At 46.1% G+C, this 26,678-nt stretch carries 28 protein-coding genes and 1 tRNA gene; 15 read left to right on the plus strand and 14 right to left on the minus strand.

Annotated elements, in window-relative coordinates:
• Positions 1-16: 16 nt before the first annotated feature.
• The 5 genes from MPET_RS09920 (at position 17) to MPET_RS09940 (ending at position 6,424) form a co-directional block, all read left to right on the plus strand.
• The gene (locus MPET_RS09920) at positions 17-1,066 is read left to right on the plus strand and encodes an inorganic phosphate transporter (RefSeq protein ID WP_013329891.1); all 1,050 of its coding nucleotides are present in this window, start codon (positions 17-19) and stop codon (positions 1,064-1,066) included.
• Between the two features lie 4 nt (positions 1,067-1,070).
• Positions 1,071-1,715: a DUF47 domain-containing protein gene (locus MPET_RS09925; protein ID WP_013329892.1), complete on the plus strand. Its 645-nt coding sequence runs from the start codon at positions 1,071-1,073 to the stop codon at positions 1,713-1,715.
• Between the two features lie 130 nt (positions 1,716-1,845).
• A complete protein-coding gene (locus MPET_RS09930; protein ID WP_013329893.1) occupies positions 1,846-3,282 on the plus strand; it encodes a hybrid sensor histidine kinase/response regulator in 1,437 nt (478 codons plus the stop codon).
• A gap of 189 nt (positions 3,283-3,471) precedes the next feature.
• Positions 3,472-4,833 carry a methyl-accepting chemotaxis protein gene (locus MPET_RS09935; protein ID WP_225353883.1) on the plus strand — a complete coding sequence of 454 codons (1,362 nt, stop codon included), beginning with the start codon at positions 3,472-3,474 and terminating at the stop codon, positions 4,831-4,833.
• A gap of 172 nt (positions 4,834-5,005) precedes the next feature.
• Entirely contained in the window at positions 5,006-6,424 is a 1,419-nt protein-coding gene (locus tag MPET_RS09940) for a HAMP domain-containing protein (RefSeq protein ID WP_013329895.1), read from the plus strand.
• Between the two features lie 389 nt (positions 6,425-6,813).
• Here the strand turns inward: MPET_RS09940 and MPET_RS09945 are convergent, their stop codons facing one another.
• Positions 6,814-7,170, minus strand: a complete 357-nt coding sequence (locus tag MPET_RS09945) for a carboxymuconolactone decarboxylase family protein (RefSeq protein ID WP_013329896.1) — start codon at positions 7,168-7,170, stop codon at positions 6,814-6,816.
• Between the two features lie 291 nt (positions 7,171-7,461).
• Here MPET_RS09945 and MPET_RS09950 point away from each other — a divergent pair, with 291 nt between their 5' ends.
• Both MPET_RS09950 and MPET_RS09955 read left to right on the plus strand, forming a co-directional pair.
• On the plus strand, positions 7,462-8,205 hold the full coding sequence (locus MPET_RS09950) for a hypothetical protein (protein WP_013329897.1): 744 nt from the start codon (positions 7,462-7,464) through the stop codon (positions 8,203-8,205).
• A gap of 203 nt (positions 8,206-8,408) precedes the next feature.
• Complete coding sequence (locus MPET_RS09955; RefSeq protein WP_013329898.1) at positions 8,409-8,852, plus strand: hypothetical protein; 444 nt, start codon at positions 8,409-8,411, stop codon at positions 8,850-8,852.
• Positions 8,853-8,976: 124 nt separating this feature from the next.
• Here the strand turns inward: MPET_RS09955 and MPET_RS09960 are convergent.
• Together MPET_RS09960 and MPET_RS09965 are read right to left on the minus strand one after the other, a co-directional pair.
• Positions 8,977-9,048, minus strand: a tRNA-Thr gene (locus MPET_RS09960).
• A 73-nt stretch (positions 9,049-9,121) separates the two neighbouring features.
• Entirely contained in the window at positions 9,122-9,421 is a 300-nt protein-coding gene (locus tag MPET_RS09965; protein ID WP_013329899.1) for a DUF3467 domain-containing protein, read from the minus strand.
• A gap of 65 nt (positions 9,422-9,486) precedes the next feature.
• On the opposite strand from MPET_RS09965, the gene MPET_RS09970 reads away from it, so the two are divergent.
• Positions 9,487-10,152 (plus strand): CRISPR-associated protein Cas4, encoded by a 666-nt coding sequence (locus tag MPET_RS09970; protein WP_013329900.1) that lies wholly within the window; start codon positions 9,487-9,489, stop codon positions 10,150-10,152.
• A 78-nt stretch (positions 10,153-10,230) separates the two neighbouring features.
• Here the strand turns inward: MPET_RS09970 and MPET_RS09975 are convergent, their stop codons facing one another.
• The gene (locus tag MPET_RS09975; RefSeq protein ID WP_013329901.1) at positions 10,231-11,292 is read right to left on the minus strand and encodes a hypothetical protein; all 1,062 of its coding nucleotides are present in this window, start codon (positions 11,290-11,292) and stop codon (positions 10,231-10,233) included.
• 284 nt (positions 11,293-11,576) lie between these two features.
• Between MPET_RS09975 and MPET_RS09980 the strand changes: the two genes are divergently transcribed.
• The 3 genes from MPET_RS09980 to MPET_RS09990 are packed head-to-tail and all read left to right on the plus strand — an operon-like array spanning position 11,577 to position 13,762.
• The gene (locus MPET_RS09980) at positions 11,577-12,251 is read left to right on the plus strand and encodes a DUF5612 domain-containing protein (protein WP_013329902.1); all 675 of its coding nucleotides are present in this window, start codon (positions 11,577-11,579) and stop codon (positions 12,249-12,251) included.
• An 8-nt stretch (positions 12,252-12,259) separates the two neighbouring features.
• Positions 12,260-12,826, plus strand: a complete 567-nt coding sequence (locus MPET_RS09985; protein ID WP_318238902.1) for an L-threonylcarbamoyladenylate synthase — start codon at positions 12,260-12,262, stop codon at positions 12,824-12,826.
• A 6-nt stretch (positions 12,827-12,832) separates the two neighbouring features.
• Positions 12,833-13,762 (plus strand): DNA polymerase subunit beta, encoded by a 930-nt coding sequence (locus MPET_RS09990; RefSeq protein WP_013329904.1) that lies wholly within the window; start codon positions 12,833-12,835, stop codon positions 13,760-13,762.
• Positions 13,763-13,806: 44 nt separating this feature from the next.
• Here the strand turns inward: MPET_RS09990 and MPET_RS09995 are convergent, their stop codons facing one another.
• Complete coding sequence (locus tag MPET_RS09995; RefSeq protein WP_013329905.1) at positions 13,807-14,292, minus strand: peroxiredoxin; 486 nt, start codon at positions 14,290-14,292, stop codon at positions 13,807-13,809.
• 116 nt (positions 14,293-14,408) lie between these two features.
• Here MPET_RS09995 and MPET_RS10000 point away from each other — a divergent pair, with 116 nt between their 5' ends.
• Complete coding sequence (locus MPET_RS10000) at positions 14,409-15,128, plus strand: ABC transporter ATP-binding protein (protein WP_013329906.1); 720 nt, start codon at positions 14,409-14,411, stop codon at positions 15,126-15,128.
• Positions 15,129-15,132: 4 nt separating this feature from the next.
• A complete protein-coding gene (locus MPET_RS10005; protein ID WP_013329907.1) occupies positions 15,133-16,545 on the plus strand; it encodes a hypothetical protein in 1,413 nt (470 codons plus the stop codon).
• Positions 16,546-16,598: 53 nt separating this feature from the next.
• On the opposite strand, the gene MPET_RS10010 is transcribed toward MPET_RS10005, so the two are convergent.
• From MPET_RS10010 to MPET_RS10035, 6 genes are all read right to left on the minus strand, one after another.
• Positions 16,599-17,318: a type IV pilin N-terminal domain-containing protein gene (locus MPET_RS10010; RefSeq protein WP_013329908.1), complete on the minus strand. Its 720-nt coding sequence runs from the start codon at positions 17,316-17,318 to the stop codon at positions 16,599-16,601.
• A gap of 6 nt (positions 17,319-17,324) precedes the next feature.
• A complete protein-coding gene (locus MPET_RS10015) occupies positions 17,325-18,053 on the minus strand; it encodes a type IV pilin N-terminal domain-containing protein (RefSeq protein WP_013329909.1) in 729 nt (242 codons plus the stop codon).
• Between the two features lie 235 nt (positions 18,054-18,288).
• Positions 18,289-19,347 carry a metal ABC transporter substrate-binding protein gene (locus MPET_RS10020; RefSeq protein ID WP_013329910.1) on the minus strand — a complete coding sequence of 353 codons (1,059 nt, stop codon included), beginning with the start codon at positions 19,345-19,347 and terminating at the stop codon, positions 18,289-18,291.
• 23 nt (positions 19,348-19,370) lie between these two features.
• A complete protein-coding gene (locus tag MPET_RS10025; protein WP_013329911.1) occupies positions 19,371-20,204 on the minus strand; it encodes a metal ABC transporter permease in 834 nt (277 codons plus the stop codon).
• On the minus strand, positions 20,197-20,955 hold the full coding sequence (locus MPET_RS10030) for a metal ABC transporter ATP-binding protein (RefSeq protein ID WP_013329912.1): 759 nt from the start codon (positions 20,953-20,955) through the stop codon (positions 20,197-20,199). Before MPET_RS10030 ends, MPET_RS10025 begins: the two co-directional genes overlap by 8 nt.
• 1 nt (position 20,956) lies before the next feature.
• A complete protein-coding gene (locus tag MPET_RS10035; protein WP_013329913.1) occupies positions 20,957-21,397 on the minus strand; it encodes a formylmethanofuran dehydrogenase subunit E family protein in 441 nt (146 codons plus the stop codon).
• A gap of 157 nt (positions 21,398-21,554) precedes the next feature.
• On the opposite strand from MPET_RS10035, the gene MPET_RS10040 reads away from it, so the two are divergent.
• Positions 21,555-22,223 (plus strand): class I SAM-dependent methyltransferase, encoded by a 669-nt coding sequence (locus MPET_RS10040; RefSeq protein WP_013329914.1) that lies wholly within the window; start codon positions 21,555-21,557, stop codon positions 22,221-22,223.
• Positions 22,224-22,279: 56 nt separating this feature from the next.
• Entirely contained in the window at positions 22,280-23,494 is a 1,215-nt protein-coding gene (locus tag MPET_RS10045) for a hypothetical protein (protein WP_013329915.1), read from the plus strand.
• 25 nt (positions 23,495-23,519) lie between these two features.
• Here MPET_RS10045 and MPET_RS10050 read toward each other — a convergent pair whose 3' ends face one another.
• The 3 genes from MPET_RS10050 to mcrA form a co-directional block, all read right to left on the minus strand.
• Positions 23,520-24,188, minus strand: coding sequence for a phosphoribosyltransferase (locus MPET_RS10050; RefSeq protein ID WP_013329916.1), 669 nt, complete (start codon positions 24,186-24,188; stop codon positions 23,520-23,522).
• Positions 24,189-24,542: 354 nt separating this feature from the next.
• Entirely contained in the window at positions 24,543-24,764 is a 222-nt protein-coding gene (locus MPET_RS10055) for a YwbE family protein (RefSeq protein WP_013329917.1), read from the minus strand.
• Positions 24,765-24,970: 206 nt separating this feature from the next.
• Positions 24,971-26,677, minus strand: a complete 1,707-nt coding sequence (gene mcrA, locus MPET_RS10060; protein WP_013329918.1) for a coenzyme-B sulfoethylthiotransferase subunit alpha — start codon at positions 26,675-26,677, stop codon at positions 24,971-24,973.
• Between the last annotated feature and the right edge of the window lies 1 nt (position 26,678).

The raw sequence follows: 26,678 nt of genomic DNA on the forward strand, positions 1-26,678 counted from the left end.
AAGACCAAATCCGGATTTGGTACAGGAGGCAAAAAGTACGCTGATAATAATCATAATTGCAGTCCTGATGGCATTCTTCTTCACCTTTACCAACGGCTTTCAGGATGCAAGCGCCATTGCAGCGACATTCATCGCATCCAAATCAGCGAGCCCGAGGAAAGGGATCATCTTTGTGGCCTTTTTCGCCTTCCTGGGAGCAATGCTCGGGGGAACGGCGGTCGCGTTTACGATCTCGGAACTTTTCACCACAGATTCGGGGATCACCACGGTATATGTTATGGCAGTAGGTCTGCTAAGTGCAACCGCCTGGAATCTTATAACATGGAAGTTCGGTCTCCCTTCATCCTCGACACACGGGTTAATCGGAGGGTTGACCGGATCGGCAGTAGCGGCAGCAGGAATAGGAAGTGTGTACTGGGGGTTTTCTGAACTGATCCTTCCGCCGCATGAACTGACGGGATTCACGAAAATAATATTTTTCCTGGTAATTTCAGTCATAATCGGCTTTGTCGGCAGCTATCTGCTTCAAAAAACAGCTTCATTCATGCTGAGGAATTCAAAACGCACTGTAAACAAAAGTATCATCCGGCTGAACTGGATCGCTGTTGCATTGATGTCGTTCAGCAACGGTTCAAACGACTCCCAGAAAGAACTCGGTATAATTGCACTCGTACTGTTCAGTGCAGGCGAGATGGCGGTTCTTGACGTTCCCCTGTGGGCAAGGATCATATGTGCGGTCCTTTTGGGGCTCGGTACGCTTAGCGGAGGGTGGAGAATAATGAAAACGCTCGGTGACAGGATATTCAAACTACATCCCCTACATTCCTTCGATTCCCAGCTGTCTTCCGGAATCTCTGTAGCTCTTTCAACCAGCCTGGGTGCACCGGTCTCATCAACCCATATCATTTCGACCTCGATTATCGGTGTCGGAGCCGCAGAAAACCCAAAGAAGGTCAAATGGTCGACAGGACGGGATATCGTGACAGCAATGATAATGACCATACCCGTTACAATGGTTATATCAGGTACAATCTACTACTTCATCTCATACCTGACAGGGATCTGATAATATGACAGGAAAATCGAAGGTGACCGCAAAGATAAAAATCCTCGACAATATCTTCCCGCCAGAATACGATTTCAAAGGAATGCTTGAGGAGCAGGCGGAGAGCACACAAAAAGGAGTAGGAACGTTCGTGTTCTGGCTCAGGGATGTCCCGCTGAAAGATCCCCGGAATATCGACAAAATTGCAGCAGAAGTCGACGATTTAAGGCACAACCTGGAGCAGAAGATGGTGGAGGCATTCTCGACTCCGTTTGACAGGCAGGACATGTATACCCTCTCGAGGCATATGGACTATATCCTGAACCATACGAAAGAGACGGCAAGGGAGATGTATTCCTTCGGTGTTTCGCCTGATGAGGCAATAATTAATATGGCCGAACAGATATTCAGGGGGACGGGACTAATGGTCGATGCAGTCAGGGCAATGAACAACGAGGAATCGAAGGTTGAAGAATATATCAGGATGGCAAGAAAGTCGATGCATGAAATCGATGATACCTATATCGAAAGTATGGCCGAACTCCTCCATACCGAAGATCCCATGAATGCATTGAGAAAGGGGGAGATATACCATCATTTAAGGGAGATTGAAAGAGCTCTCAGGAGGGCGGTCGATCTTCTCCATAAGGCATTTTTGGGGATGAACTGATCATTCCCCGCAATTCTGATATATTTTATAGATCGACGCGATTATCAAAATTAACAATAATTCCGGTTAAAAACAATATTCCACTGATACGAAATAATAAATATAAACGATTTTAAATTACCCCTTACCAATGGACCTTAGAACAAAGGTAGTAGTCCTGTATCTTTGCATAACATTAATGATAATATTATTCATAGGGATAGCCCTCCCTATATCATTAGAGGACGAAAATATCCATGTTATCTCTGAGAAATCGATTGAAACACTAAACCATATAGATTTTGCACTTACAAATTATATAGAGCATTCAAAATATGATGTCTACGCCTTGTCTCTCAATGAAAATATCGAGACCGACGATACATCCGGATTTTCCAATTTTTTAAATAATTCCGATAATTGCGGGTATTCTTCGAACGAAACAGAACAGAAAATCATTAAGGTGCTAAGAGATTTTCAATACACACACCCATATGTCCAGTCCGCCTACCTGGGCTATGAAAACGGAGCATTCATAAGATCACAGCAACTGGGAAATATTACGACCTATGATCCCAGAACAAGACCATGGTATACTCTTGCAAAAGGGAACCCGGGAGAGGTGGTAATTACACAGCCATATAAACCAATAACATCTTCCGACATAAAGATTGGAATCTCAAAGGCCATTGTGGATCAAAACGGGATCGTATACGGCGTTGTAGGCACGGATATCACCCTGATAAACCTGACAAATTACATCTCAGGTATAAAAACGGACAATGAAGAAGGAGTGATAATGACCGACCGGAACGGAGTCATCCTTGCAAGCGGGAATTCATCTCTGCTTTTTTCAGACATTCAAAATATACTAAAGGATCAGACCGATAATTTCCTGAATACGGATGAAGGCTTTATAGTTATTAACGATTCATATTTTATCTATTATACATCCCCGGAACTTGGATGGAAGATCGGGGAGATTATTCCGTTCAGGATCTTAAACGAGCAGATTTACGAATCATTTATCCAGATCCTCATCTTCGTGGTATTTGCACTGGTTCTTCTCAGCATAATAACCATTTTTATGATAAATCGCACGGTGATCAGTCCGATTTCAGAACTAACCGAAGTCAGCAGGAGAATTGCCGAGACCAAAGATCTCGACCAGAAGATCAATACGGATATCGGCGATGACGAGATCGCGACACTTGCCCGTTCTCTGAAATCGATGGTCGATACAATCCGCCAGGACGACCTGGAAAGGAAAGAGATGGAAAAGCAGGTCGCAATTTCAATAAAACAGATCGAGGATAATATAAGCAAATTGTCTATACTGAACGACGAGATCAGAAATCCGCTGACAGTTATCCTCGCCTGGGCCGAGATGGTCGAGGATGATAAGACCAAAGAATTACTGCTTAAACAGATATATGAAATTGATTCCAAGATTACAGATCTCGACAGGGGATGGCTGCAGTCTGAGAAGGTCTGGAAGTTCCTGCACCGGTATTACGGGATTCAGTGCGGAGAAGGAGCCTGCGACGTTGAGAATACCGACAAAGAACCGGATGAAAATCCGGGATAATTTTTTTTAAAATCTGCCGGCGGCAAAATCATCCTCAATCGACAATATAGTAAATTTCCGGGAAGAATAAGACTGTCCTAAAGACAAAGTATATATACTTTATTACCGCCCCTTAGCATTGTGAATCTTAGAACAAAGGTTATAATCCTATATGTTATCATCACCCTCCTGATAATTTTGTGTATAGGGGTGATATTGCCAATATCACTGCAGGAGCAGAACCTTAATGCCATCTCTGAGAAATCAATCGAAAAGTCGATGCATGTCGACTTTGCACTCTCCAATTATATAAATGAAGCAAAATATGATGTCCTCGGGTTGTCGCTGAATAAGATTGTCCGGACGCCGGATGATTCTGGGTTTACAAATTATCTGAATATATCCGATGAATCTTTTCATTCTTCCGGAAGCACTGTCGAAGAGGATATTGCAGACATTATGCGGGGATTCCAGGTGAGCCATCCCAACGTCCAGTCGGTATATATGGGCCGTGAGAACGGGGCGTTCGTCAGGTCTTATGCCTGGGAAAATGCTACAGACTATGATCCCCGGTCGAGACCATGGTATATCCTTGCCACCGAAAACCCGGATGAAGTTGTTATCACGGACCCATATATCCCGATTACGACGCCGTATGTCAAGATCGCGATCTCCAAGGCCCTCGTCGACAATGACAGCAATGTCTACGGCGTAGTAGGAACGGATCTTAACCTTGTCAACCTGACGGGCTATATTTCGGGAATCGAAACCGATTATGAAGGGGAGATGGTCCTTACCGATCACAACGGAACAATCATTGCCTGTAAAAATCAATCCGCCCTGTTTACAAATATCAGCAATCTGCTCAACAACCAGACCGGGACCTTCCTTGACTCGAACGAAGGAGTTCTGGTCGTAGATGACGGTTATTTCGTATACTATACATCTCCTGAACTCGGGTGGAAGATCGGGGAGATTATTCCGTTCAATGTTATCAACCGGCAGATCAACGACTCAATCCTGCAGATCCTCATCTTTGTGATCTTTGCCCTCTTCCTCCTCAGCATAATTACGATGTTTATCCTGAACCGCACGATTCTCAGGCCTCTTTCTGACCTTACCGAGGTCAGCACGAGGATTGCCGAGACCGGGGACCTCGACCAGGAGATTCGCGAGGAGAAGACGGACGGGGAGATAAAAAAACTTGCCTGCTCGTTCAAGGCGATGGTGGAGAAGATCCGCAAAGAGGAAGAGGAGAGAAAGAATATGGAGATCCAGGTGGCTGATTCCATAAAGCAGATCGAAGGGAATATGGGCGATATGGCGATCCTTAATGACGAGATCAGGAATCCGCTGACCGTGATCGTCGCCTGGGCCGAGATGGCGGACAAGGAGATAAGGGACAAGATCCTCGAACAGGTCGCGATCATCGATAAGATCATAAATTCTCTCGACCGGGGCTGGCTCCAGTCCACGAAGGTCTGGAAATTCCTCAACCGCTACTACGGGATTCACAACAGGACGGATCAGGACAACAAAAAAGAGGAGGATGGCAAAGAAGAACACAGGTGATCCGATTCGGAAAATCCGGGCCGGTTGCTGTGATTACTTCACGTCCGTGCCGAATGATTCATGAGAAGATCATGATTTCATTGAATCGGCTTTGGCCCGGCGATATTACAGGCATTTCACCCCGGCGGTGCAGCAAATAATAAATACAAAATTATTGTATAGAGACTTTATCATGGATCTTAAAACAAAGGTCATTTTTTTATACCTCATTATAGCCGTTATTGTTTTGATCCTGGTTGGCGTAGTCCTGCCGTCCTCGCTTGAAAAACAAAATCTCGATACAATATCCGATATCTCAATCAGGGAACTGAAATATATCGATTTTTCACTTACAAACCTGATCAGTGAAGCGAAGTACGACATCAATGAGCTTTCGGTGAAAGATGTCGTACAGACACGTGACGATTCGGATTTTACAAGTTTTCTTAATGCATCGGAAGATACATTCGAGTATTCGATCGGGGAGAAGGAACAGGATATCATCGATTTAATGCTGGAATACCAGACTACGCATCCGTATGTGAATTCGGTTTACATGGGAAGGGAGAACGGCACTTTCGTAAGGTCGCAGGAAAGGGCAAGAAACACCGCTTACGACCCGCGTGAAAGACCGTGGTATATCCTGGCAAAAGAGAATCCCGGAGAGGTTATGGTTACCGAACCGTACAGTTCGGTCACGACACCGGATATAAATCTCGGAGTCGTTAAAGCCCTCGTCGATCAGGACGGCGAGGTTTACGGGGTCATCGGAGCGGACATCACCCTGGAAAAACTGAGGGAATACATTAACTCCATAAATACGGTGGAAGAGGGGGATATTATCCTCACCGACAGCAACGGGATAATCCTTGCGTACCGTAACTCATCATACCTTTTTACGGATATAGAAGGGATCCTGCAGAACTATACGCCTGCATTCCTGAATGAGGAGCAGGGGGTAATCTTCCTGGACGGAGACTATCTTGTATATTACACATCGCCGGAACTTGGATGGAAGATTGGCGAGATATTCCCGGCCGAGTACATCAACCAGAAGATCAACGAATCGATCGTGAAGATCCTCGTATATGTAATTATCACACTGATTTTACTGAGTGCACTGACCCTGCTGACACTGAATTATACAATAATCAAACCTATCTCCGACCTTACCGCGGTCAGCAGAAAGATTGCAGAGACGGGCGATCTCGACCAGAAGATCGATGTGAAAGGCACGGGAGAGATTGAGTCGCTGGCACGTTCCTTCAAGGCGATGGTTGACAGGATAGAAACGGACGAGATCGAAAGGCTGGAGATGGAGAGGCAGATCGCGAATGCAGTCGTGCAGATAGAGGAGAATATGGGTCAGCTTGCAATTCTGAACGACGAGATCAGGAACCCCCTGACGATCATCGTGGCTAACGCCGAGATGGCCCCGGGTGAGAACGGGGAGCCGATTCTAAACCAGGCTTATGAGATCGACAGGATTGTCAGGCAGCTTGACAGGGAATGGCTCAGTTCGGAGAAGGTCTGGTCTTTCCTTCGCCGGTATTACGGGATTGATCACAGGAAGAACGATGAAGGGAAGAAAGAGGATGAAGATTCAAAATGAATCTTTTTCCCGAGATCATATCTCTTTTTTTTAGATATTTTCAGGATTTTTTTCATGAACAAATGTGATCGGAAAACTCCTGATGATAAAGTAAAGCTTAAATAGACCTCAAAACAGGCGAAAATCGGGTTTTTTAGCATCCACACAGAAGCCTCAGATTCCACGATCTCCTTGTCAGTCGATATGAACATCGTCCTGAAAAAACAGGGCGATAGCGTGCCATCATATCGATGCAATTCGGGCTTTAATTCCTGTAAAAACGGCAGATTCACGCTTTTTAAAAGCGACCTTCAAAACCCCGTTCAAAACGGCAAAATAAGCTCAAATTGAGGAGTTTTTGGGAGAGGATCTCGTCAAAAAGAAGACCATAACAGGATATTCGGGATCTTTCATTTCCCTTCTTTGTGAAAGTCCAGGGCATTCAGTGCAAACCGGGAGTATGCAGCAGCCGGACCTCCTCCCATCTCGATTGCGACATCGATTGTCTCGAAGATCTCCTTTTCGGACGCACCCGCCAGATGGGCCTGCTGAACATGCCATTCAATGCAGGGCTCGCATTTTGTAACGATGGATATCGACAGTGCCATGAGCTCCTTGTGCTTCCGTGAAAGAGCTCCGTCTTCGAACGCCTTCTTTTCCAGTTCGGTGAAAGACCCGTAAGTGCTGCAATTTTCCAAAAAACGGGAATGAAGTTCTCTCCTGTCGACTATACCCTGGTTGATCTTGTCCCTGACGAATTTTTCCATACGATTCCGTCCTGATCTATAGGTTGCTCCGGTTTCAATTATTTTTTTCGTTGGAGAAATTGTTAAAATTCGGAGAGTTAGGAAAAGTCCAGACTGAACCCATTGGATTTATTTTCTGAGTCATGGGGCCTTCGTCTTTGGAATTCTTCAAAAGAGCTTAAGAAAATTATGAAGATGGAAAAGGTTAATGAATATAATACTGTCTAAGCATTCAAAGTATCAACTGATATTTGAGAGTGATTAATTTTTGATGACAAAAATATATCATCTCCATATTTCAATTTTTAGGATATGAGTGAAAAAAATTATACATATATCTTTTCTGGCAAAGTCTTTCCTGAACGAGCTAATGTAAACTATTCAAAATTGAATATGGCCATTAAATGGAAAGATTACCATATCAAGGGTATGGTTTCAATACTACTTTCACAAATAACAGCCCGATTTTCATGTGATAAAAAAATTGTTGATATTTTAACGTTTAGAAATATTGTAAGTGAGCTCATTAGATTCATGGTTGATACAGTTGGTTATACAAATGGGTGTGGTTATGATATTGAAATTACTTCTTGCATTGATTCTGAAGATAATATAACAATATTTGGTGTAAATATTGAAAATGACATAGAGAATTTTTCAAAACAAAGACCTTGTGGTGTTCCTGAAATTATTCAATTGGCTAATTCTGAATATGGACCCTACTTAAGATTTAGTTTTTCTGATTTGCGAGAATCAATTAAAAATCCTAGTCAAACTGGTTTTTTTTGTTTTAGAGCCATCGAATCCTTAAGACAATATTTTGTAATTAAATACAGCCTTAGAGATCACCAATCATGGGAAAAATTTAGGAATTGTCTAAATATTGAAAGGGATAAAATTGATTATATTAAAAATTTTTCAGACCCTGTGAGACATGGAAATAGGATTCATATTACTTCAAAAGAACGACTTAAGGTCATGGCAGATACTTGGGATATAGTTGATAATTATGTTGAATATGGACTACAAAATTTAAAACAATGCAACTCAGAATAATGGATTCATTAAATTATAAATTAATCTATATACCTAAATTATAAGACAAAAATACCTACAAAATATTCTAGGTGTTCGATAAAAAATCTCGACAAAACAATTCATTTTAATTTAACAATAACACAATTTTCTACTAAACATAGGAAATTGCTAGTAAAGACTGAATTTTAATAAGATTCTAAATAAGGATAAATTTTTAGAGATTGGAATTAAAAAAGAAATTGAAAATAATGATTGATGATACTTTATTTAGATTAATTATTATTCTTACTGCATTGATCTCGTTTATTGCGGGTCTTTATGCACAAATTTCTTTAAAAATTTTTATCATTTTATTAATTTTTCTTTCTTTAATTGCGATTATTATTTTTCTGATTCGAGAGAAATTGGGAAAAAGAAATTACATCAAAGATGTGACGCCAATACAAATATTTGCAGTTTTTATGTCAATCGTCACATTAAGTATAATTATATTGATTGGGGCAAGTGATTTTGTTTTTAATTATCCTTCGGAGGAATTATGGGGTTTGTTATCTACATCTTTAGCAATCTTAAGTCTATTACTTGTTTTTCATGATAAATCTAAAGGAGATACAAAAATAGATCAATGCATTTCAAAGTTAGATGAATTATTAAATGTAAAATAATTTTTTTCTAATATTCTTTTATACATTAATCTCGAAAAAATAAGTTCATAAACATTTTTAAAGGGGTATACCTTCACTATAATATTTCTTCGAAAAAAATAGCTTTGAACCTTGAGTGACAAAAAGCCGCTGGGGGGACTTGAACCCCCGACCTGCTGATTACGAATCAGCCGCTATACCGCTAAGCCACAGCGGCGAACCTTCCTCGAAGTTTCCTTAATGTATTGCGTCTTTAAAATTATAAGTTTGGTGTATTGATCCCGGAGGCCTTACGAGTAGCCGTGGATCGTTACGTTGTTTTGGGCCTCGTCCTTCGAGTCCGCATGGGCGGAGATCTCGCCGAACTTTGCCTCGTAATCCACGATCGTCTTAGAAAGGACCTGCGAGAAGTTCTTCGCATGCTTCGGGCTGATCGATACGACGGACTTCGCACGCGCCTGGTTCGTTCCCGGGATCTCGTGAAGGAAGACGAAGGTGAACTCATCGTCCTTATATGCCACCTGGATCCTGTTCGAGTAGACCGGATCGAGATCAGGCGGAAGATTGACTGTAATTTCGCGCTTTTCCATAGATATTATTAGACCTCACCGACAATAAGAATTATCGGGGAAGATTAAATGCAGAGGGGGAATGCATGGATTTCGTAACTATATCGGGGATTGTCTCGTGCCATTTCTGCCCGGTAAGATACTATCTTGAAAAGAGCCGCGAGTATGGATCCGAGAAGCCCGAATACACCATCTCGAAGCAGATCTCGTACAGGCTCGGGAGGGAGCTGTGCGAAGACGAAATCTGGGACGAGATCCTGATTGTCAACCCGGATATCGGTGACGACAGCTATCCGCTCTTCCAGGAATGGCTCGATAAATGCAGGAATTCGGAATGGCCGCTCCCAGCCGAAACCGACGTTCCGGTAAGATCGAACAAACTCGGGATAATAGGAAAGATCGACTGCCTCTACGAAGAAGAACCGAGGATCGGGATCGTCAGGGCGTCCCTGGCCCAGGAGACAGGGATCTACAAATCCGACCGGATACGCTCGGCGATGGCAGCGATCTGCGCAGGAGAAACATTCGGGTATGACATCGGAGATGTCGCCCTGCTCTATGTCCCGGACGGAAAGATGAAGATTTGCCGCCCGTCGGCATCCGACAGGAGAGCGGGGCTTAGAGCGTTATCGGCTGCAAAAAAGATAGACAGGGGATACATCCCGGAGAAGAAAAACACTGACAGGTGCGATTACTGCTACCTGAAAGACTATTGCGATTCCGAACCCAAAAAGCTCTCGGACCTCCTTTAATTTTTAAAAAACATATTTAAAAAAATTTTCAAAATAAAATCCGGGATTGTTAAAGGACTGCAAACCCCGGAATAATTATTATATAAAATACTGCCATACCGCGAACAGGAACTCAAACCCGATCAGCAGTATAACAATCCATTCCAGGAAATAGGAATGCTGGATTCTTACCTCGTCCGAAAGCATCGAGTAGTTCTCCCTCAGGACATCGATCTTTCTCGTAACGCTGCCGCTCCACTGGCCGATCCTGAACTCCTTCAGTGCAGTCTCGTAAACCCTTGCGTAATAGACATCCTCGGTGACCTTAATGAGGTTGTTCACTCTCTCGATAATCTCGTAGAGATCAGCGTAGATCTCCATCGTGACAACCATGATCCCGTGGTACCTGTACATCCTCCAGAACCAGTACATCCTGTCGGCATCCTCGATGTCGTCATACATATTTTCAATCCGGTTCGTAAGCTCGCGATCATAGTACCTGAACTCGAACACCTGGACATTTGCATATTCTATGAGATCGATGATATCATCCGGAGATTCGGGCGAGATTATCAGTGCACCGTCCCAGGATATGATCACCTTGTCGTTGCGGCTGTAGCTCAGAACATTCCTTAAAGTCTCGTCCCTGAACTGATCCGAGAAGTCCGTTCCGTCGCACAGGAAGAGAGACACCGGATCGGGGGCATCAGTCTCCTTTTCGACCGTATAGATCGTATAATCCTCGTAGAAATCCTCCTCTATCACGAAGTCGCGGATATATATCGAGAAGATCTCGTCGAGGGTTTTCAGCGTAGTGTAAAAATGATCAGACAGACAATCCTTGTCGCCGAACGACAATGCGGTTTCATAAAGGACGGCAGGACTACTCTCCCCGAGATCGCAGATGATACAGATACTGATTACACCGATATCGAGAATCTTTACCGACATCGACATCTCGTATGTTTTTCCACCCGCCTCAACCGTAATCTGCCCCATATTAAGCACGAGCGGAGGCTTATCCATGACAATAGATTTTGGGTGAATCCTCCTGAAACGGGCCCTCGACGTAATATACTTCTCCGCAAATGCCTCTTCAAGTTCGTCGAGATTTACCGCCATCCCGGCATCGTATATCCTGTAAAACCGGATAGTTGTCATGTTAATCAATCCACCTGGATAATATCTCCATATGAGGATGCAAACGATATAAACTCTCGCGGGCGGTTAAAAACGGGAATACTAATTCCTTCGATAAACCGAGATTTCCCCCACTAAAACCGTGTGAAATCCGTGACACAGAAATACGCGCCGCCGGAGTGCAGGCAGACTGCACCCGTCCCGGAAACCTGTCTCCTGTATTCTTTGAATCGATCCGTTCCGCACCGGAAATGCAGCCTTCAAAACCTATAACTAATCAGAAAATAAACCAGAATCTGCAGGAAATGGATGATTCAGTAATTCACGCTATAAGCATCCTGAGCGACAACTCAAAAGGCGTATTACGGGATGTTTCAGATATTATGGCTTCGAACGAAGCAAATATCGTCATGGCCCAGGCTTCCGTCCTCCAGGGCGGCCCGAGCATGGGAAGATCTTTTCTCTACTTCGAATACGAAGAGATAAACGAAACGGGAAAACTACTTGAGGAACTGAGAAGTCTCCCGTGCGTCCATGAGGTGAGGACATATCAGCCGTTATCCAGAATATACGGAAAAAGAATCATAATACTCGGCGGCGGAGCACAGGTCGCACAGGTCGCGATGGGTGCAGTCAACGAAGCGGACCGCCACAATATCAGGGGGGAAAGGATCTCCGTAGACACGATCCCCCTCGTAGGCGAGATGACCCTTGCCGATTCCATCGATGCCGTGTGCAGACTCCCGAGAGTCTCCGTTCTCGTCCTTGCAGGCTCACTTATGGGCGGCGAAGTCTCCCGTGCTGTAGAGCGTGTAAAGGAGTTCGGAATACCGGTAATCTCGCTCAATATGGCAGGAAGCGTACCGCAGCATGCGGATCTCGTCGTAACCGACCCGATCCAGGCAGGAGTATTCGCGGTTATGCAGGCGAGCGATCTCGCCGTCTTCAATATCGACAGGGTAAGGGGGCGTGTATTCTGAGGCTCAAAATAGATGAAGCGGTACGGGTTCTCAGGAGAGACGGGATAATCGTATATCCCACGGAGACGGTTTACGGGCTCGGGTGCGACGCCCTTTCGGATGAAGCCGTCAGCCGTCTCTATGAGGCTAAATGCCGCCCTCTCTCAAAACCAGTCTCGATTGCAGTATCCGATATGGAGATGCTCCATGCAGTGGCAATAATCGATGAAGCGGAAGAAAAATTCATAAAACGATTCCTTCCCGGCCCTGTCACTGTTATAGTTCGTGCGAAAAAATGCATCCCTCCCGTCCTTACAGGAGGGACCGGCCTAATCGGAATCAGGATGCCGGACAACGATATCGCAATAGAAATCATAGAAAAATTCGGATCGCCCATTACATCCACGAGTGCAAACCTGTCTGGAGACATCAGCCCGGTCACGGTAAGCCAGGTGAATGTAATATACGATCACATCATCGACTCCGGAACACTCCCCGGAAACCCGAGCACGGTCGTGGATCTCGTAAACAGGAAGATAGTACGTGCCGGAGCCCAGATCGAGGAAGTGGCCTCTTTTATCGCTGAAATGGATTGATTTTTTATGAAACAGATCAGACTGAGAGATTTTATCGAAGACCGGGATGGCTGCATCTACGCCGTTTCGGCCTACGATAACGACAAAGCCGTAGGCTGCATCCTTAGATACGTACCCGACGAAAACGGCAGCAGGCAGTCTCCCGACGGAACCAGGTATACGAAATACGATTTTGAGGAGGCCTTCGATTATATCAGGAAGAACAAACCCGAATATCTCGATACAGTTCATCGCGTCCCGCTCGGGGATATAAAAAAGGTGCACAAACCCGAGGAGAAGATCCAGAGCATCTGCCAAAGGGATAAAAGAGTGGATAAACTCGTATCCCTCTTCGATGTTCCGCCCGGAAATACAGGATGCACCGGCTCTCTTCTTGTGGGGCTTGAAAACGAGACCTCTGATATCGACATGGTCGTGTACGGGGATCACTGGTTTACCGCACAAAAAAACCTCATGAACGCCGTAGAAAGAGGCGGGATGAAACCGCTGTCTGAAGAACTCTGGAAGAAGGTCTACAACAAGCGGGTTCCCGAGATCGATTACGAGACATTCGTCCTGCATGAAAAGAGGAAATGGAACAGGGGAGAGATCGACGGAACATACTTCGATCTTCTCTACACGAGAGATTACGGCGATCTGAACAGGGTCAATATATCTAAAGGCGATGTCCTCGGTAAGAAGACGATCGAAGCCGAAGTCACCGATTCATCCCTGATATTCGACAGTCCGGCGATCTATTCGATCGATCACGACGAGATCTCCAAAGTCCTGTCGTTCACTCATACATACAGCGGGCAGGCGGTTTCCGGAGAGATCATCGAGGCATGCGGATACGTCGAGGATCACGGAAATGAAAAGTGGCTCGTGATCGGATCTACACGCGAGGCAAAGGGCGAGTATATAATATCGAAGACTCTTATCGAAAATTCAGGATAGATTTTTGGATTTATAATATTCTTAATACTTTTTTCCGAAAAGGATTATTCCGGATTGTTTCCCGCCAGTGAAACGACCTTCGCCTTTACCTCTTCCGCGTGGCCTTTGACCTTCACCTTCGGCCAGACCTCAACGATTACGCCCTCGGGATTTATCAGGTATGTCGTCCTGTCTACACCGAAGTATTCCCTCCCGTATAGTTTCTTCTTCTGCCAGACACCGTATTTTTCCAGGACAACATGAGTCTCGTCTGACAGCAGGATGAGATCGAGGGAATGCTTCTTCATGAATTTTTCATGGCTTTCACATGAATCAGGGCTGATCCCGATTACAATCGTATTCATCCCCCTGAAATCGCTCATCTCAGCCGAAAATGTCTGTGCCTCAAGCGTGCAGCCGGTTGTGTTGTCCTTCGGGTAAAAATAAAGAATAACCCACCTTCCCCTGAACGCTTCGATACAAACCTCCGAATGCCAGGAATCAGGGAGGCAGAACGGTGGTGCGGTCTCTCCTACAGCTATCAGATCCATAATATTCACAGCAGATAGTGAGCAGACGGGAATAAATAACTATTTATCATGTGCACTAGCTGTAAGCCTTCGGATTTATAAACCGGCAACATACACTTATAATTAGGGAGATTGAGATGCCGGTAATAAAAACTGAAAAGATCGCAAAGGAATACGGAGATTTAAAGGCCGTCGACGGGGTCAGCCTGGAAGTCGAAAAGGGCAGTCTTTTCGGACTCCTGGGGCCGAACGGCTCGGGGAAGACAACCATGATCAGGATGCTCACCGGCCAGATCAAACCTTCATCGGGTTCTGCCGAGGTTCTCGGCACCGATCCGGCAAAGGAAGGCATAAAGGTCAGGGAGCTCGTAGGAATTATTCCGGAACAGGAGACACCTCCGAGTTTTCTCACAGCCGGCGAATACCTGTCGTTTGTAGCAAAGATCAGAAAGATCGAAGGAACTGAACTTGAAGAAAAATCGGACTGGTGGTTCGACTATCTCGACTTCGCAGATAAAAAAGATGTCCTCTGCAAAGACCTGTCACGCGGGACAAGACAGAAGCTTATGTTTGCACAGGCTTTCCTTCACGAACCCGAAGTCGCACTGATCGACGAACCGCTGATAAACCTCGACCCGGTTATGCAGAGGAAAGTGAAGGAGTTCCTGAAAGATTATGCCGCTTCGGGCAACACGATCTTTCTCTCAACGCACATCCTCGAGATCGCAGAGGAGATCTGCACCGAATTTGCAATACTACACAAGGGGAAACTCCTTCACACGGGAAAAACGGACGAACTGAAAGAAAAAGGCGTCCATCTCGACGATTTCTTCATGGAACTCGTGGAGCGGAGCTGAAAAGATGCTCACACTGTTTGCAAACATGTTCAGGGAGGAGTGGCGTATGCACTCCACGCTCTTCGGCAGCCTCAATTTCGCCCTCTTCCCCGTTCTGATATTTGCTATCGCGTTCATGGGCACATTTATCCTGCCCCTTATATCGAATGTTATGGACATCATGCTCCTGAGCATCACAGTACATGCACAGTTCGTTCTCCTCGGGATAATGGTCGGGTCTTTCGGAATCATGGGGAAGGAGGTGATGAACCGGCGATTCGGACAGGGAAGCCTGATCGCATATTCGGCACGGAGCCTGCCGGTCTCGGAGCGGATTGTTTTTCTCAATTTCGTTGTAAAGGATATCGTTTATTACTTCATTCTCTGGGTTCTTCCTTTCGGGCTGGGATTTCTGGTCGCATCCCCCTTCAACGGAATCGGGATTCAATACCCCCTGTTGCTGCTGCTTACGATGTCGCTAGGATTCCTTTTTGGATTATGCACGATCTTCCTGTTATCTGCGATCTATTCGAGGAGCAAAACGGCGCTGTTTGCAGTCCTGGCAGCGATCATCATTGCATTCCTGGCGGCAGGAACAATGTATCCACCCGAAACGATCTTATCAGCCCTTATTCTTCCGGTTCTCCTCTTCAACTCGTTTACAATTTCCGGGCTTGTGTTCACTATCTGCATAATTGCGATCCTCTTCGCACTCTCCATAGCATTCTTTACCCCCGCAGACACTGGTTCTGAAAAGCACTACCGGAACATACTGGATTCGTTCTCTCAAAGACTTGGATTTTTAAAAGAAAACACCCTCGTCGCAAAGGATTTCATCGACCTCTACAGGAGCGGAATCGGAGTCGGCCAGATCATCTTTTCCTTTATTCTTCCGCTGGGACTGATCTGGCTGGTATTGTCATTCCTGACCGGTTTCATTACACAGGACAATATCCTGTTTACGATCGCTGTCGTAACCGGCATCATCGCGTCGACGATGTACACATGGCTCACAGAGTTCGATTCGATCTCCGTATATCATTTTCTTCCCCTGAATATTTCGTCGGTTATAAGGGCGAAGGTCGGGACATTCACTGTCCTGCAGGCGATCCCGGTCATATTTTTAGTTGCAGTCGGGCTTCTCTCAGGCGATCCGGAAAGCATCCCCAATGCAGTCGTTCTCTGCCTCTCGATCTCTTTCTTCGAACTGGCCCTTATGATCAGGATGTGCGGACTTCAGCCGGGAGCGATGATCTACAATGTAAAGGTATTTTTAACATACATACTCGTAACCGGCCCGGTGATTCTCGTTCTCCTCGGGCTGACATTTGTCAGTACGTACCTGGCGTATTTTTCAGTAATCCTCTTTATACCTGCGTGGCTCCTGATCAAAAGCGGTTTTAGGAAATGGGATTCTGCCGATTATGCAGGATTTTAAAACAAATAAGCCCTGAAAAAAGGTAGTTTTTGAATCTCCATACACCATAAATTTTAACTGTTTGAAATAGTGAACAAGGGTACCTGGATATCTCCGGAAGTAATTACCTTCCCCGAGTTCTTATCGATGATATCGTACGTCAGGACGTCGCCTGCATCGATCCAAAACTGGTAGACCGCGTCATTGTTCATCCAGCAAAGTGAATTTGTATATTTATGAGTCTCATCATCATACATGCTAGTTACGAAATCGGCGTGTAATACAAACCTGTCGCCCGGGTTCACCACGGTACCGTGATCCGGATATGTCTCCATATAAGTACCCCAGTTCCCGGAAAATCCAGCGATATTACCTTTATCACCGATCGACCCGATATAGCTGTTACCGCCTTCATAAGGCGTATACGAATTCGACACGAGAGACTTCTCGTCGCTCTTCGACATTGAGCTAAGCTCCATATCGATATTATTCAGGTTGATCGAATCACCGCCCTTGTGCTCGAAGACCACATAGACATCCGTCATTTTGCCATCTACTGCCGTCGGCCTGGCTATACCTTGTCCATAACGATCAGCCGAATTTGAGTCATAGGCACCATCGAACACTATCCCCGTGGCAAGGATCGCTGCCTGGGGAGCTGCGGAGGTATCACCGGCAACTCCTGACGCGAATGCCGAAACAACAGCGGCAAGGATGATTGTAACGACAAGCATCATCATAACACCCACAACAGGCGAGACTGCACTTTCATTTGATTGTTTTATGTCCTTCATTTCATCTCACCCCTGTAATGCCACTGTTTCGTCCAGAATATACTTACCACTCGGGACGTGCAGGATCTTGACTTCGAGCTGGGCGTTCGAGGACACGCAGTCTTCCAAAACATCCACGGCATCATCATATGTGCTTGCATCGCCCGGGAATTCTTCTCCCGCCGGGACAAGCCCGAGCAGTTCGGCGGCACCGTAGGCCATGTATGTCCTCGCGATATCTCCCGGCATCCATGTAACTACCCCGAACCATGCAGGCGAATCGCCGGTTTCATTGATTCCCCCGATTACATAACCGGTATAGGGAACAGTTACATTTTCCGTCGATTTACACGGATAGCCGTACTTCTGCTGGTCGTATACATGAGGCACACGTGAATACGAGGGGTGTCCCGCAAGAGAAGAAGAACTCAGGAGGGCATAAGGTGAGTCCGCGGCTTGTACATGCTTCACAACCGTGCTGTTGGGCAACGTAAGCCACGTTATAATCTCAACATCCTTCGTGGGAATGGGATCTCCACTGAGATGCTCTATACTGATGTCATATTCACCACTGGCTATATCTCCGCCGGTACTGATCCTTAAACTCGCCTGCGGTGCCACCTGCGTATCACCGGTGACACCCGAGGCAAAGGCTGAAACAACTGCTGCTAGAATAATTGTGACGACGAGCATCAGCATTACTCCCACAACCGGAGAAACAGCACCATATTTTTCAACAACAATTCCTTTCTTCATTTTAATTGACTCTCCAAAAGTACTACTTTAAAGATAAATATTCTTTAAAAGTAGCATGATCAGATCGCGTCATCTTATTATATTAAAATATTGATCTTAGATTTAATATCAAGTACAACAAAATTATAAAAATATAATACAATAATTTGCAGAATTGATGGATCATTAAGCATAGAAATCCAAATTATCCGGAAAAAACCATCGATGCCCTAATTTTAACGGGAATAATAAAAGATTATTTTTTGAAGAAGAAGATCAAACCGCACAGGAGCCCGGATATCACCAGAACAGGTGACAACGGGGAAGCCTGTGTCGGCGCCGAAGTTGTCGATGCAGTCTTTGCAACTGTCGACGTGCCGGTTGCGGCACCTGTTTTACCGGTTACCTTCTCCTCTTCAGCATCCACCGATCCTTCTATGGCACCTCCAGGCATTACGAGCCCTTTGTTGTATTCAAGAACATCGGGAATGGTGTCCACACCGTCGAGAGACTTAGGGAAATTGGTAAAGATAACCCTCTCCGCATCGATTCCGAGATCATTCAGGGCCTCTTCGACACCCTTGGCAAGCTCTCCGGACTGCATGTTCTCGATAACATACTTCACATTCGCGTATTTCTCAGGGTCCGCCTGGATCCTGTCGACAAGCTTTGCAGCTGTATAATTGCCGTTCATGTAAAAGTCAGGGGCGTAGAAGTCCACGATGTTTAATCCCAGCCACTGTTCAGCGGGTTTCTTCTGCCAGATCATCACAATGACGTCCTGCCCGCCGATTGCCCCGGCCTCCTCATCAGAAAGATCAGCCAGGTTTATCGAATCGATGTACTCGGCATAGTTTCCCTCATAATAAGTCTCATTCCCGGGATCGGCAGCAATGAGCCAGCCCTTGACTTCATCCGCAAGCAGTACGGCATCGTCGGGTGTGTTCCATGACATATTAGGATCGCTGAGGAATACCCAGTTGATCGTTCCGTAATCGTTCGCTTCCATGAACTCGTTCAGCGGCGGGATCACATACTGGCTGTCGACACTGCTGTTATGGCCCACGAAGAGATCGGCAGTCGCAATAAAATCCCTGTTCATCTGGATCCTGTTGTTGATGATATCCCCCTGGAGATGTGGACAGATCGTCGGATCGGCGACATATATCGCATCGACACGATCACCGCCGATCTGCGTTACAGGATCCCAAAGTACACTTGTCGTCGAAACGACATTCAGTGCGCAGACCGCGGGACAGCAGAGAACCAGAACCGCGATTGCACAGATCGAAAAGAAAAAACCTAAACTTTTCATAAAAAGTTGTTAAGAAATATTATTTAATATCCTTTACTGTATGAAATTTTTCTCTTTGGGGATACGAACATCGAAATTACGAATACCAATGTAATCATAATCGCCGTTAAAGGCGCAACAGGAACCGAATAAGCCAGGCCTATTAATGCACCCACAACGCTCACCGTGCCGGCAATTACCGGAGCAAGTATGAACATGGATTTCAGGCTGCTGCAGAACTGATAGGCCGCAGCTGCAGGGGTTACCAGCCAGACAAAGAGCAGAAGGCCGCCGACTATATTCAGGCTCAGCGAGACCGCGAGCGCGATCATAAACAAGATGACAAAATATAGCGGTTTAACACAAATCCCGGCGGCTTCGGCGATCTTCATATCGAATATGATCGCGGATATCTCCTTGTAGAAGAGATAGACGAAAACTATCGAGATTACGGATATTATCGCAAGTGCATAGATCTCCTCGCGGTAAAGGGAGATGACATCGCCGAAGAGAAGTGCGCTCGCGCTCATTCCCTTCCCGAGATACTGCATATACGCGATGAAGAAGACCGCGATCGCCATGGTCATACCGAAGAAAACCCCGAGAATCGAATCAGTGGACATCCTCGAATATTCAGCTACGGGTCCGAGAAGGATCGCAACAAAAACGCCTGCAACAACAGCGGCAAGCGTTGCATTTATTCCTGCAAACATCCCGATTGCGGCGCCGGCAAATGCCGCATGCGCCATTGTAAATCCTATGGATGAAACATTGAACTGTGTAACGATGACACCAAGTATGCTGCACGAAATTGATGCGAACAGCATGGCCTCTACAGCGTGGCAGACGATGTTGTTTGATATGATAAATTCAAGCACCCGGGAATCCTCCTGAAACCGAACGTATTTTGCCCTCCACTTCACAGGGATCACAGGTCTCGTCAAGGGCGATCTTACCGTCGTTCATCGCAATGATCCGGATACCGGTATCGGGCAGGGCGTCAAAGGCATGTGATACGATTACGATCGTACATCCTTTCTTCGCAAGATCTCCGAGAACACCGCTTACATATTCCCTCGTCAAAAGATCGAGATTGCTGAACGGTTCATCGAGAAGAAGTATATCAGGTTCCTTCACAATGCACTGGGCGATCAGGACCTTCTGCTGCTGGCCACCGCTGAGTTTTCCTATGGGATTTTTTGCGATATCCGTAATCCCGAGAAGCTTCATCGCGTCCGAAGCCTTTTCGAGATCCTCTCCTGACGGTTTTTTAAGGGGGCCGATAAGACCATATCTTCCCATGAGGACTACCTCTTCCGCAGAAAAAGGGGTCATGGGATCGAATGAAAAGTTCTGGATTACGTAGCCGACCCTTTTTCGGACATCCCTGCCGCAGGAACCGACATCCATATCGAGCACCTTCGCTTCGCCATGCGTGATCTTCAGCATCCCGTTGATCGTTTCGAGAAGAGTCGTCTTCCCCGCCCCATTGGGACCCCCGATTATAGCGAACTCACCGTGCCTGATCTCTATAGAGACATCCTTTATTACAGGATATTCTGCGCCTTCGTAGGCCGTATAGATATTCTTCAGGCAGATTGCAGGTTCGCCGGAAGTTTTAGCATTCATTTCAGATCCCGGAGACTTCGAACAGTTCGGAATCTTCGAGACCGTACATCTTCTCGGCGAACTCTTCGATGATCAACTCATAATCTTCGTCGGAAGACTTTGGAATCTCAAATCTTTTGGGGATCAGGATAATCTTCTTTTCGCCCGATTCGAACTCGCATTTCAGGTCGTCCGAGATCTCCAGTTCAATGTTTCTCTTGCCGATTGTACAGCCGCTTCCGAGCTGAACGCCGTCCGCAAGGCAGCTCTGGGGAGTCGTCCCTGAACAGTAAACCTTTGCCTTCATCTCAAATGGATTATTACCGAAATATTCAGATGCATATCGTCCTATCCTGTAACCGAGAACGATGTAAGGGCCGAGGTGGCCGTGGAAGAGGGCGAGGTCCCTGACAGAGTACTCCCTTTCCAGTTCCATATACCTGCAATGTTCATGCCATTTCATGCTTTTTCTCCTCCTTTTGCACGTCCCTGTAAATATCGACAATTTTGATCTTTGCAGGGCCTTGCAGTGTGTTAAAAATTCACTCTTAAAGATTAAAAAATTTTCAAATTTTACATGAATGTATTATTTATAATTATTACCCACCGCAATATTATACATGGAGAAAGCGGAAGAGCACTTCAACAATACAGCGAAAAATTATGAAAATCTGATAGAAAAGATAGTAAGCGATCATAAAGCATTTTTTAATCAGGCCGTAAGCCTCGTTCCGGATAACGGAGGAGATATTCTCGAACTTGGCAGCGGAACCGGATATCTCACCGAAAAGATCATCGAAAGAAATCCCGGTGCATCCGTTACCTGCATCGACATGACACCCGAGATGATCGATGTGGCGATGGCGAAACAAAATCTCGAAGGTGTTGAATTTATTTTAGGCGACTTCAGGGAGAAATGGCCTGATAAAAAATTCGACATGATCATATCAACGCTCTGCTTCCATCACCTGCCCGACATCGACAGGGAATATATTATCGGAAAGATCCGAGATTCCTTAAAGGACAACGGTATCTTCATCAACGGCGACGTGTTCAAAGCCGGCGATCCAACCCTTGATGATATGCTGAATGACAGATGGGAAAAGGCCATGATCAAAAACGGTCTTTCCACGGAACAAACATCAGGAATGATCGATAAGAGAAAGGCGGCCGCGAAATATATCGATACCCCGGAAGGGTTTAAAGAGAAATTGCTTAAGGCCGGATTTGAAAAGGTATTCTGCTTCTATTCATATGATATCTACGGGGTATTTGCAGCCTTTAAATAGCCATACCTCACTTCATATGAAAAGGTTCATTGGTTTGTATCTTCGAAATAAGAGCAATGAATGTTTTGATGCAATACAGGCGTGCGGCAGTTCTTCTCATCGTCCTCCTTTTCCTGCCGGCTGTTGCGGCGGCCGGTTCCCAGTGGGAAACAAAAGAGATTCCTTCTGAAAACGAAAGCGTGCTCGGCGGAGCTATTTCCGGGGAGTATGTTATATTCCTGACATCAGGGGGAATGAACCAGAGTGACAACAGGATCAAACTGTATGATATCAGTTCGGGAGACAGCAACATTATCGGTGCACCTTCCGAAGGAATGATGGTTACAGGCGAGGATCTTTCAGGGGATTATGCAGTATGGTTCGAAACGGAATCTATGGATAATTATGAAGAAAACGACACGGATACAAAACCGAATTCCATCTACCTGATGAACATTGCAGAAGATAACACATCCGTCCTCAACCTGTCCGGAGATGCCGAATGGCCTAAGATCGAAGGGAACAAAATTTTCTGGTCTAATTCATCCGAAGAATCATTAGAAACCAATTTTTGCATATATGACATTTCTACCGGAGAATCGGAGTATGTCCTGGCTGCCGACTACGCAGATTCCGCAGACATTGTATTCGACAACGGAAACGTGGCTTACGAAAATATGACCTCCCTGAATTTATTCAATATCGAATCAGGGGAAGAGACTGTAATCTATGCATTCGAATCAGACAATAATTCAGGCACAAACATCGATTCATTCGATATGTCCGGCGATTACATAATCTACATCACACATTCTGTAGTGTTAGACGGAGATGACAAAGGAGTCTATTACGAACCGTTTATCTACACTATTTCTGCCAATAAAACCGAATCACTGAACCCGAAAACCGGAGAAGTTTCAAAATCCGTTGCCCTGACGGATCAAAAAACACAGCTGTTCTCACCGTTTACCGACGGAAGCAGGGCAGGTTGGAGCTACCAGGATACCGATTCGGAATCGAAGATCATTCTCTTCGATCCTGCCACAGGCAATGCATCGACTATAACGACTGCGGGTACGGTAGGCGAGATCTCGCTTGACGACGACAGGATGATCTGGACAAAGTCGGTATTTCCCTCATTCAGGAGTTCGCTTGTATATGCCTGGGAAAATGTAACCAAAGAAGAGAGTCATTCCACATCAACTCCCGGTTTTTCGTTCATTGCATGCTTTTCCGGGATACTTGCAGCTGTCCTGATTTATACGGGTTTATCTGGCAAAAGAAAATTCTGAAGTAAAAAAATTCAATATTCTTTTATTAGCCCGCACTTTTGAAACAGACCCCCGATCTTGTTGCCTTTCCGGAAGCGGCAAGATCGACCAGTGCATCCCTGAGCATTCCGGTATCGGCATCAAAGCCATAGATATCATGTAATTTTTTTCGAATTTCTCCCGGGGTGGCATATTCACCGGAGAGAACCTTTTTTGAAAAACCGAAGGTTTCCTCATACAGGGCCCAGGGATATACGATCCATCTCCATTTTTCAACGTACTTTGCATAGAAATCCGGTTCGTAAACCGAACAGTCCTTGTGATGGAGGACGCCCGTCCTGATCTCCACCGGGCCGAGGGAACTTATGTAATCTACCGCCGCTTTAAGGGTTTCACCGGTGTCGGTTACATCATCGATTATAAGGACCTTCAAATCCGAAATATCGTTTGAAAGGGGGAAGACCACGGTGACCTTCTCCTTTTTCTCCGCTGCAATTCCCCAGTGCTCTATTTTGATGCTGGTAAGTTTTTCATGCAGCATATAATCGCATACGACTCTTGCAGGTACATAACCTCCCCTTCCGATTGCGATTACGATATCCGGACAATATCCCGAATTACGGATTTTATATGCCAGAGTTCGTGAAAGATCCGCCGCCTCTTCCCATCCGACCAGCTCACATGAAAATGATCCTGCCTCTTCTTCCGGTGTCATTAACGGAGAAGAGGAAGGATTCAAATTTATAATTTTGGGGGAGGAACACATCTCCAACAGGCAACCCTTGCGCAAGTTCGCTTCGCAGGCTCAGCGAACACGCCCTGACCTCAGGGCTTCGCGCTTGCGATAAATCTGCCCTCACGACCAGCTCTCAAATGAATAATAATTTCCAGAAAAAACGTTTATGAAACAAAGGTTTCATGGACTGTTTCACGTAAATCACAACGTGATTTTCATGTAAAACCACACTCCACAGCAAGCGGGGATGCTTGCCCATCCACGCTTGCGACATATCGCGATTGGGGGGAGGGTTGAAGGGAGGGGGATCTCCCCCTCCCTGTAAGAAAATGACTACGATTCAGAATACTCCCCGAAAATAACCTTCACTCGTCCCACCTGTCCGTCTTCAAGCCGGACTTTAATCCCATGCGGGTGAAACGAGGAGTTTGTAAGGATCTCCTTCACTATTCCTTCGGTTGTTTTTCCGCTTATCTGGTCCTTTTTCAGGACAATGCCGACCTTTAACCCTGCCTTTATATTTTTACGATCTCTCGGATCCGGACTGGTCCCCATAACTCAAAACTCCGTTACCAGTTAACCTGAAGAAAGTATAGACTTTCTGGTGAAAACAGCAGACACACAATAAAAAAGATGCAGGAACTGAGATCCGAGGGTGAAATGAAAAAGGAGTGATTGCTCAACCCGAAAATAAATGGCAAAAACGGATTGAAAATGGCTCCTTCCCACAGTTTAAAATATTTGGGGGCAGGGACAGCTCCCTACCTCGCCGGAATTATGAGAGATCTTTCTCCAGCCGGACTAAACTCGCGGATAGCACCCCTGGCGAATTCACGCCTCGGTTCCGCGAAGTCGAACGTAAGCGACGGGTCTGCGAATGTAATCTTGATCAGGGGCTGAAGACAGTAACCGTCTCCACGACCATAGTGTGCACTTGAAACAATGGCCGCATATTCTCCCTGGTGACCGACGTTCATCGCATAGTTGGGATAGTTCGGACCCCTGAATTCTCCTACGAGACCGCGGTCGGGCTCCATCGAGAGCGAGTTCGCCGAACCGCACTGGTCCTGAAGATCGTAACCGAAGAAACCTAAGCGGCTCCACCCGTCCTTATGCATCAGCATGCACAGGTACCATGCGTTGAGACCCGCATTCGAATTCCCGGTTGCAATCGAGGTCGAAAGACCGCATGCCGCAGCCATTACACCCGCACGCTGCGAACCGCCGAAGTGGTCCTCCATCATCGTCGGGAACTGCTCGTACTGCTCCATCGCATTAAGACAGACCTCGGTCGCGATATCGTTGACGATATCCTGGGTCGGTTTGATCTTATCCGAAGGCGACGGATTCTTCCAGTCGACATTGTACTTGTCCCCGATATAATCCATTCCATAATAAGTGAACTCGTCAAGGATGTTGTCGGTATATGCCGCGGTTGCATACTGTGTGAAACCCACACCGCCGGACATATACGATCCGAGCCAAATCTGGTCAAAGAGCATACATCCGCCACCTACAACCTCGAGAGCTGCTTTTGCAGGATCGTTCGGATATTTTCTGTTGGCCTGGATCATATCACCGAAGAAACCGAATTTGATTCCTCCGGGTTCGTTCGGACCCCTGGCACGGCGGGCGGGGAGGATGGTTCCCATCTGAATTACACCTGCGTGCTTTGCGGCGAATGAAAGATCCGCAACCGCCGCCTCGCCTGCGCACATGCGGTACGCAGCGATAAAGGACATTCCAATCTGCATTGCAGACCAGCGCGAGGTAGTACCTCCGTCGCACGTCCTCGAAACGATGGTCGGTATATGAATCGCCTGGAAGATGGACTTTCCAACCTCTTCCTTAAGCTCGGCCGCCTGGTTTTCAGGGAACAATTTGTCGATGTTGATCAGGTACTGTGGATCGATATCGTCCGCCAGTTCGTCGTCGCCTGTAAACACCTTGACGAAACAGTCGTCGGTAAGGGCCGGGTGGGTCTCGACCATATGTTCCTGGACGACCGCTCCGCCGGGCATCGCATGGTTTAAGATATGCAGATACTCGTTGATCGTCTCCGGGGTAACCTCCTTTCCGAGACGTTTCTGGAGTGTTGCGTGAGCCATATCCATACCGACGATAACGGTTCTCCTGATCTCGTCCCACATCTGCTGCATTGCAGCGTTGTTGACGAAGTGCAGGTCGTCACCCTCGACAAAAGTGTTTGTTCCGGACACCTCGTAGGTCATAAGCTGGCGCTGACCCATCGGGATACCACCGAGATGGCATCTCTCAGGATCGTACATCGAAATTCCGCGCTTCTTTTCAATCTCGACGGTCTCCGCCATGAACTCACGCTTACGCGGGGACTGGCGAACGCCATCGAAATTGTAGAACGTCGTCCTTTCGGATTCTATATCCTGACCCTGGAATTTTTCCTTAAGAGCATTCAGGAAAAGCTTCTGGCTCCTTTCAATTTTTCCCATA

Source organism: Methanolacinia petrolearia DSM 11571, assembly GCF_000147875.1.
Lineage (GTDB): Archaea > Halobacteriota > Methanomicrobia > Methanomicrobiales > Methanomicrobiaceae > Methanolacinia > Methanolacinia petrolearia.

Excerpts from the sequence above, each read along its gene's own strand:
- MPET_RS10055 (WP_013329917.1), bottom strand. The coding sequence starts at position 24,764 with ATGGGGACCAGTCCGGATCCGAGAGATCGTAAAAATATAAAGGCAGGG.
- MPET_RS09945 (WP_013329896.1), bottom strand. The coding sequence starts at position 7,170 with ATGGAAAAATTCGTCAGGGACAAGATCAACCAGGGTATAGTCGACAGG.
- MPET_RS10015 (WP_013329909.1), bottom strand. The coding sequence starts at position 18,053 with ATGAAGAAAGGAATTGTTGTTGAAAAATATGGTGCTGTTTCTCCGGTT.
- MPET_RS10050 (WP_013329916.1), bottom strand. The coding sequence starts at position 24,188 with ATGACACCGGAAGAAGAGGCAGGATCATTTTCATGTGAGCTGGTCGGA.
- MPET_RS09925 (WP_013329892.1), top strand. The coding sequence starts at position 1,071 with ATGACAGGAAAATCGAAGGTGACCGCAAAGATAAAAATCCTCGACAAT.
- MPET_RS10005 (WP_013329907.1), top strand. The coding sequence starts at position 15,133 with ATGCTCACACTGTTTGCAAACATGTTCAGGGAGGAGTGGCGTATGCAC.
- MPET_RS09950 (WP_013329897.1), top strand. The coding sequence starts at position 7,462 with ATGAGTGAAAAAAATTATACATATATCTTTTCTGGCAAAGTCTTTCCT.
- MPET_RS09970 (WP_013329900.1), top strand. The coding sequence starts at position 9,487 with ATGGATTTCGTAACTATATCGGGGATTGTCTCGTGCCATTTCTGCCCG.
- MPET_RS10000 (WP_013329906.1), top strand. The coding sequence starts at position 14,409 with ATGCCGGTAATAAAAACTGAAAAGATCGCAAAGGAATACGGAGATTTA.
- mcrA (WP_013329918.1), bottom strand. The coding sequence starts at position 26,677 with ATGGGAAAAATTGAAAGGAGCCAGAAGCTTTTCCTGAATGCTCTTAAG.
- MPET_RS09995 (WP_013329905.1), bottom strand. The coding sequence starts at position 14,292 with ATGGATCTGATAGCTGTAGGAGAGACCGCACCACCGTTCTGCCTCCCT.
- MPET_RS10030 (WP_013329912.1), bottom strand. The coding sequence starts at position 20,955 with ATGAATGCTAAAACTTCCGGCGAACCTGCAATCTGCCTGAAGAATATC.
- MPET_RS09940 (WP_013329895.1), top strand. The coding sequence starts at position 5,006 with ATGGATCTTAAAACAAAGGTCATTTTTTTATACCTCATTATAGCCGTT.
- MPET_RS10035 (WP_013329913.1), bottom strand. The coding sequence starts at position 21,397 with ATGAAATGGCATGAACATTGCAGGTATATGGAACTGGAAAGGGAGTAC.
- MPET_RS09990 (WP_013329904.1), top strand. The coding sequence starts at position 12,833 with ATGAAACAGATCAGACTGAGAGATTTTATCGAAGACCGGGATGGCTGC.
- MPET_RS10040 (WP_013329914.1), top strand. The coding sequence starts at position 21,555 with ATGGAGAAAGCGGAAGAGCACTTCAACAATACAGCGAAAAATTATGAA.
- MPET_RS09930 (WP_013329893.1), top strand. The coding sequence starts at position 1,846 with ATGGACCTTAGAACAAAGGTAGTAGTCCTGTATCTTTGCATAACATTA.
- MPET_RS10045 (WP_013329915.1), top strand. The coding sequence starts at position 22,280 with ATGAATGTTTTGATGCAATACAGGCGTGCGGCAGTTCTTCTCATCGTC.
- MPET_RS10020 (WP_013329910.1), bottom strand. The coding sequence starts at position 19,347 with ATGAAAAGTTTAGGTTTTTTCTTTTCGATCTGTGCAATCGCGGTTCTG.
- MPET_RS09965 (WP_013329899.1), bottom strand. The coding sequence starts at position 9,421 with ATGGAAAAGCGCGAAATTACAGTCAATCTTCCGCCTGATCTCGATCCG.
- MPET_RS09980 (WP_013329902.1), top strand. The coding sequence starts at position 11,577 with ATGGATGATTCAGTAATTCACGCTATAAGCATCCTGAGCGACAACTCA.
- MPET_RS09975 (WP_013329901.1), bottom strand. The coding sequence starts at position 11,292 with ATGACAACTATCCGGTTTTACAGGATATACGATGCCGGGATGGCGGTA.
- MPET_RS10010 (WP_013329908.1), bottom strand. The coding sequence starts at position 17,318 with ATGAAGGACATAAAACAATCAAATGAAAGTGCAGTCTCGCCTGTTGTG.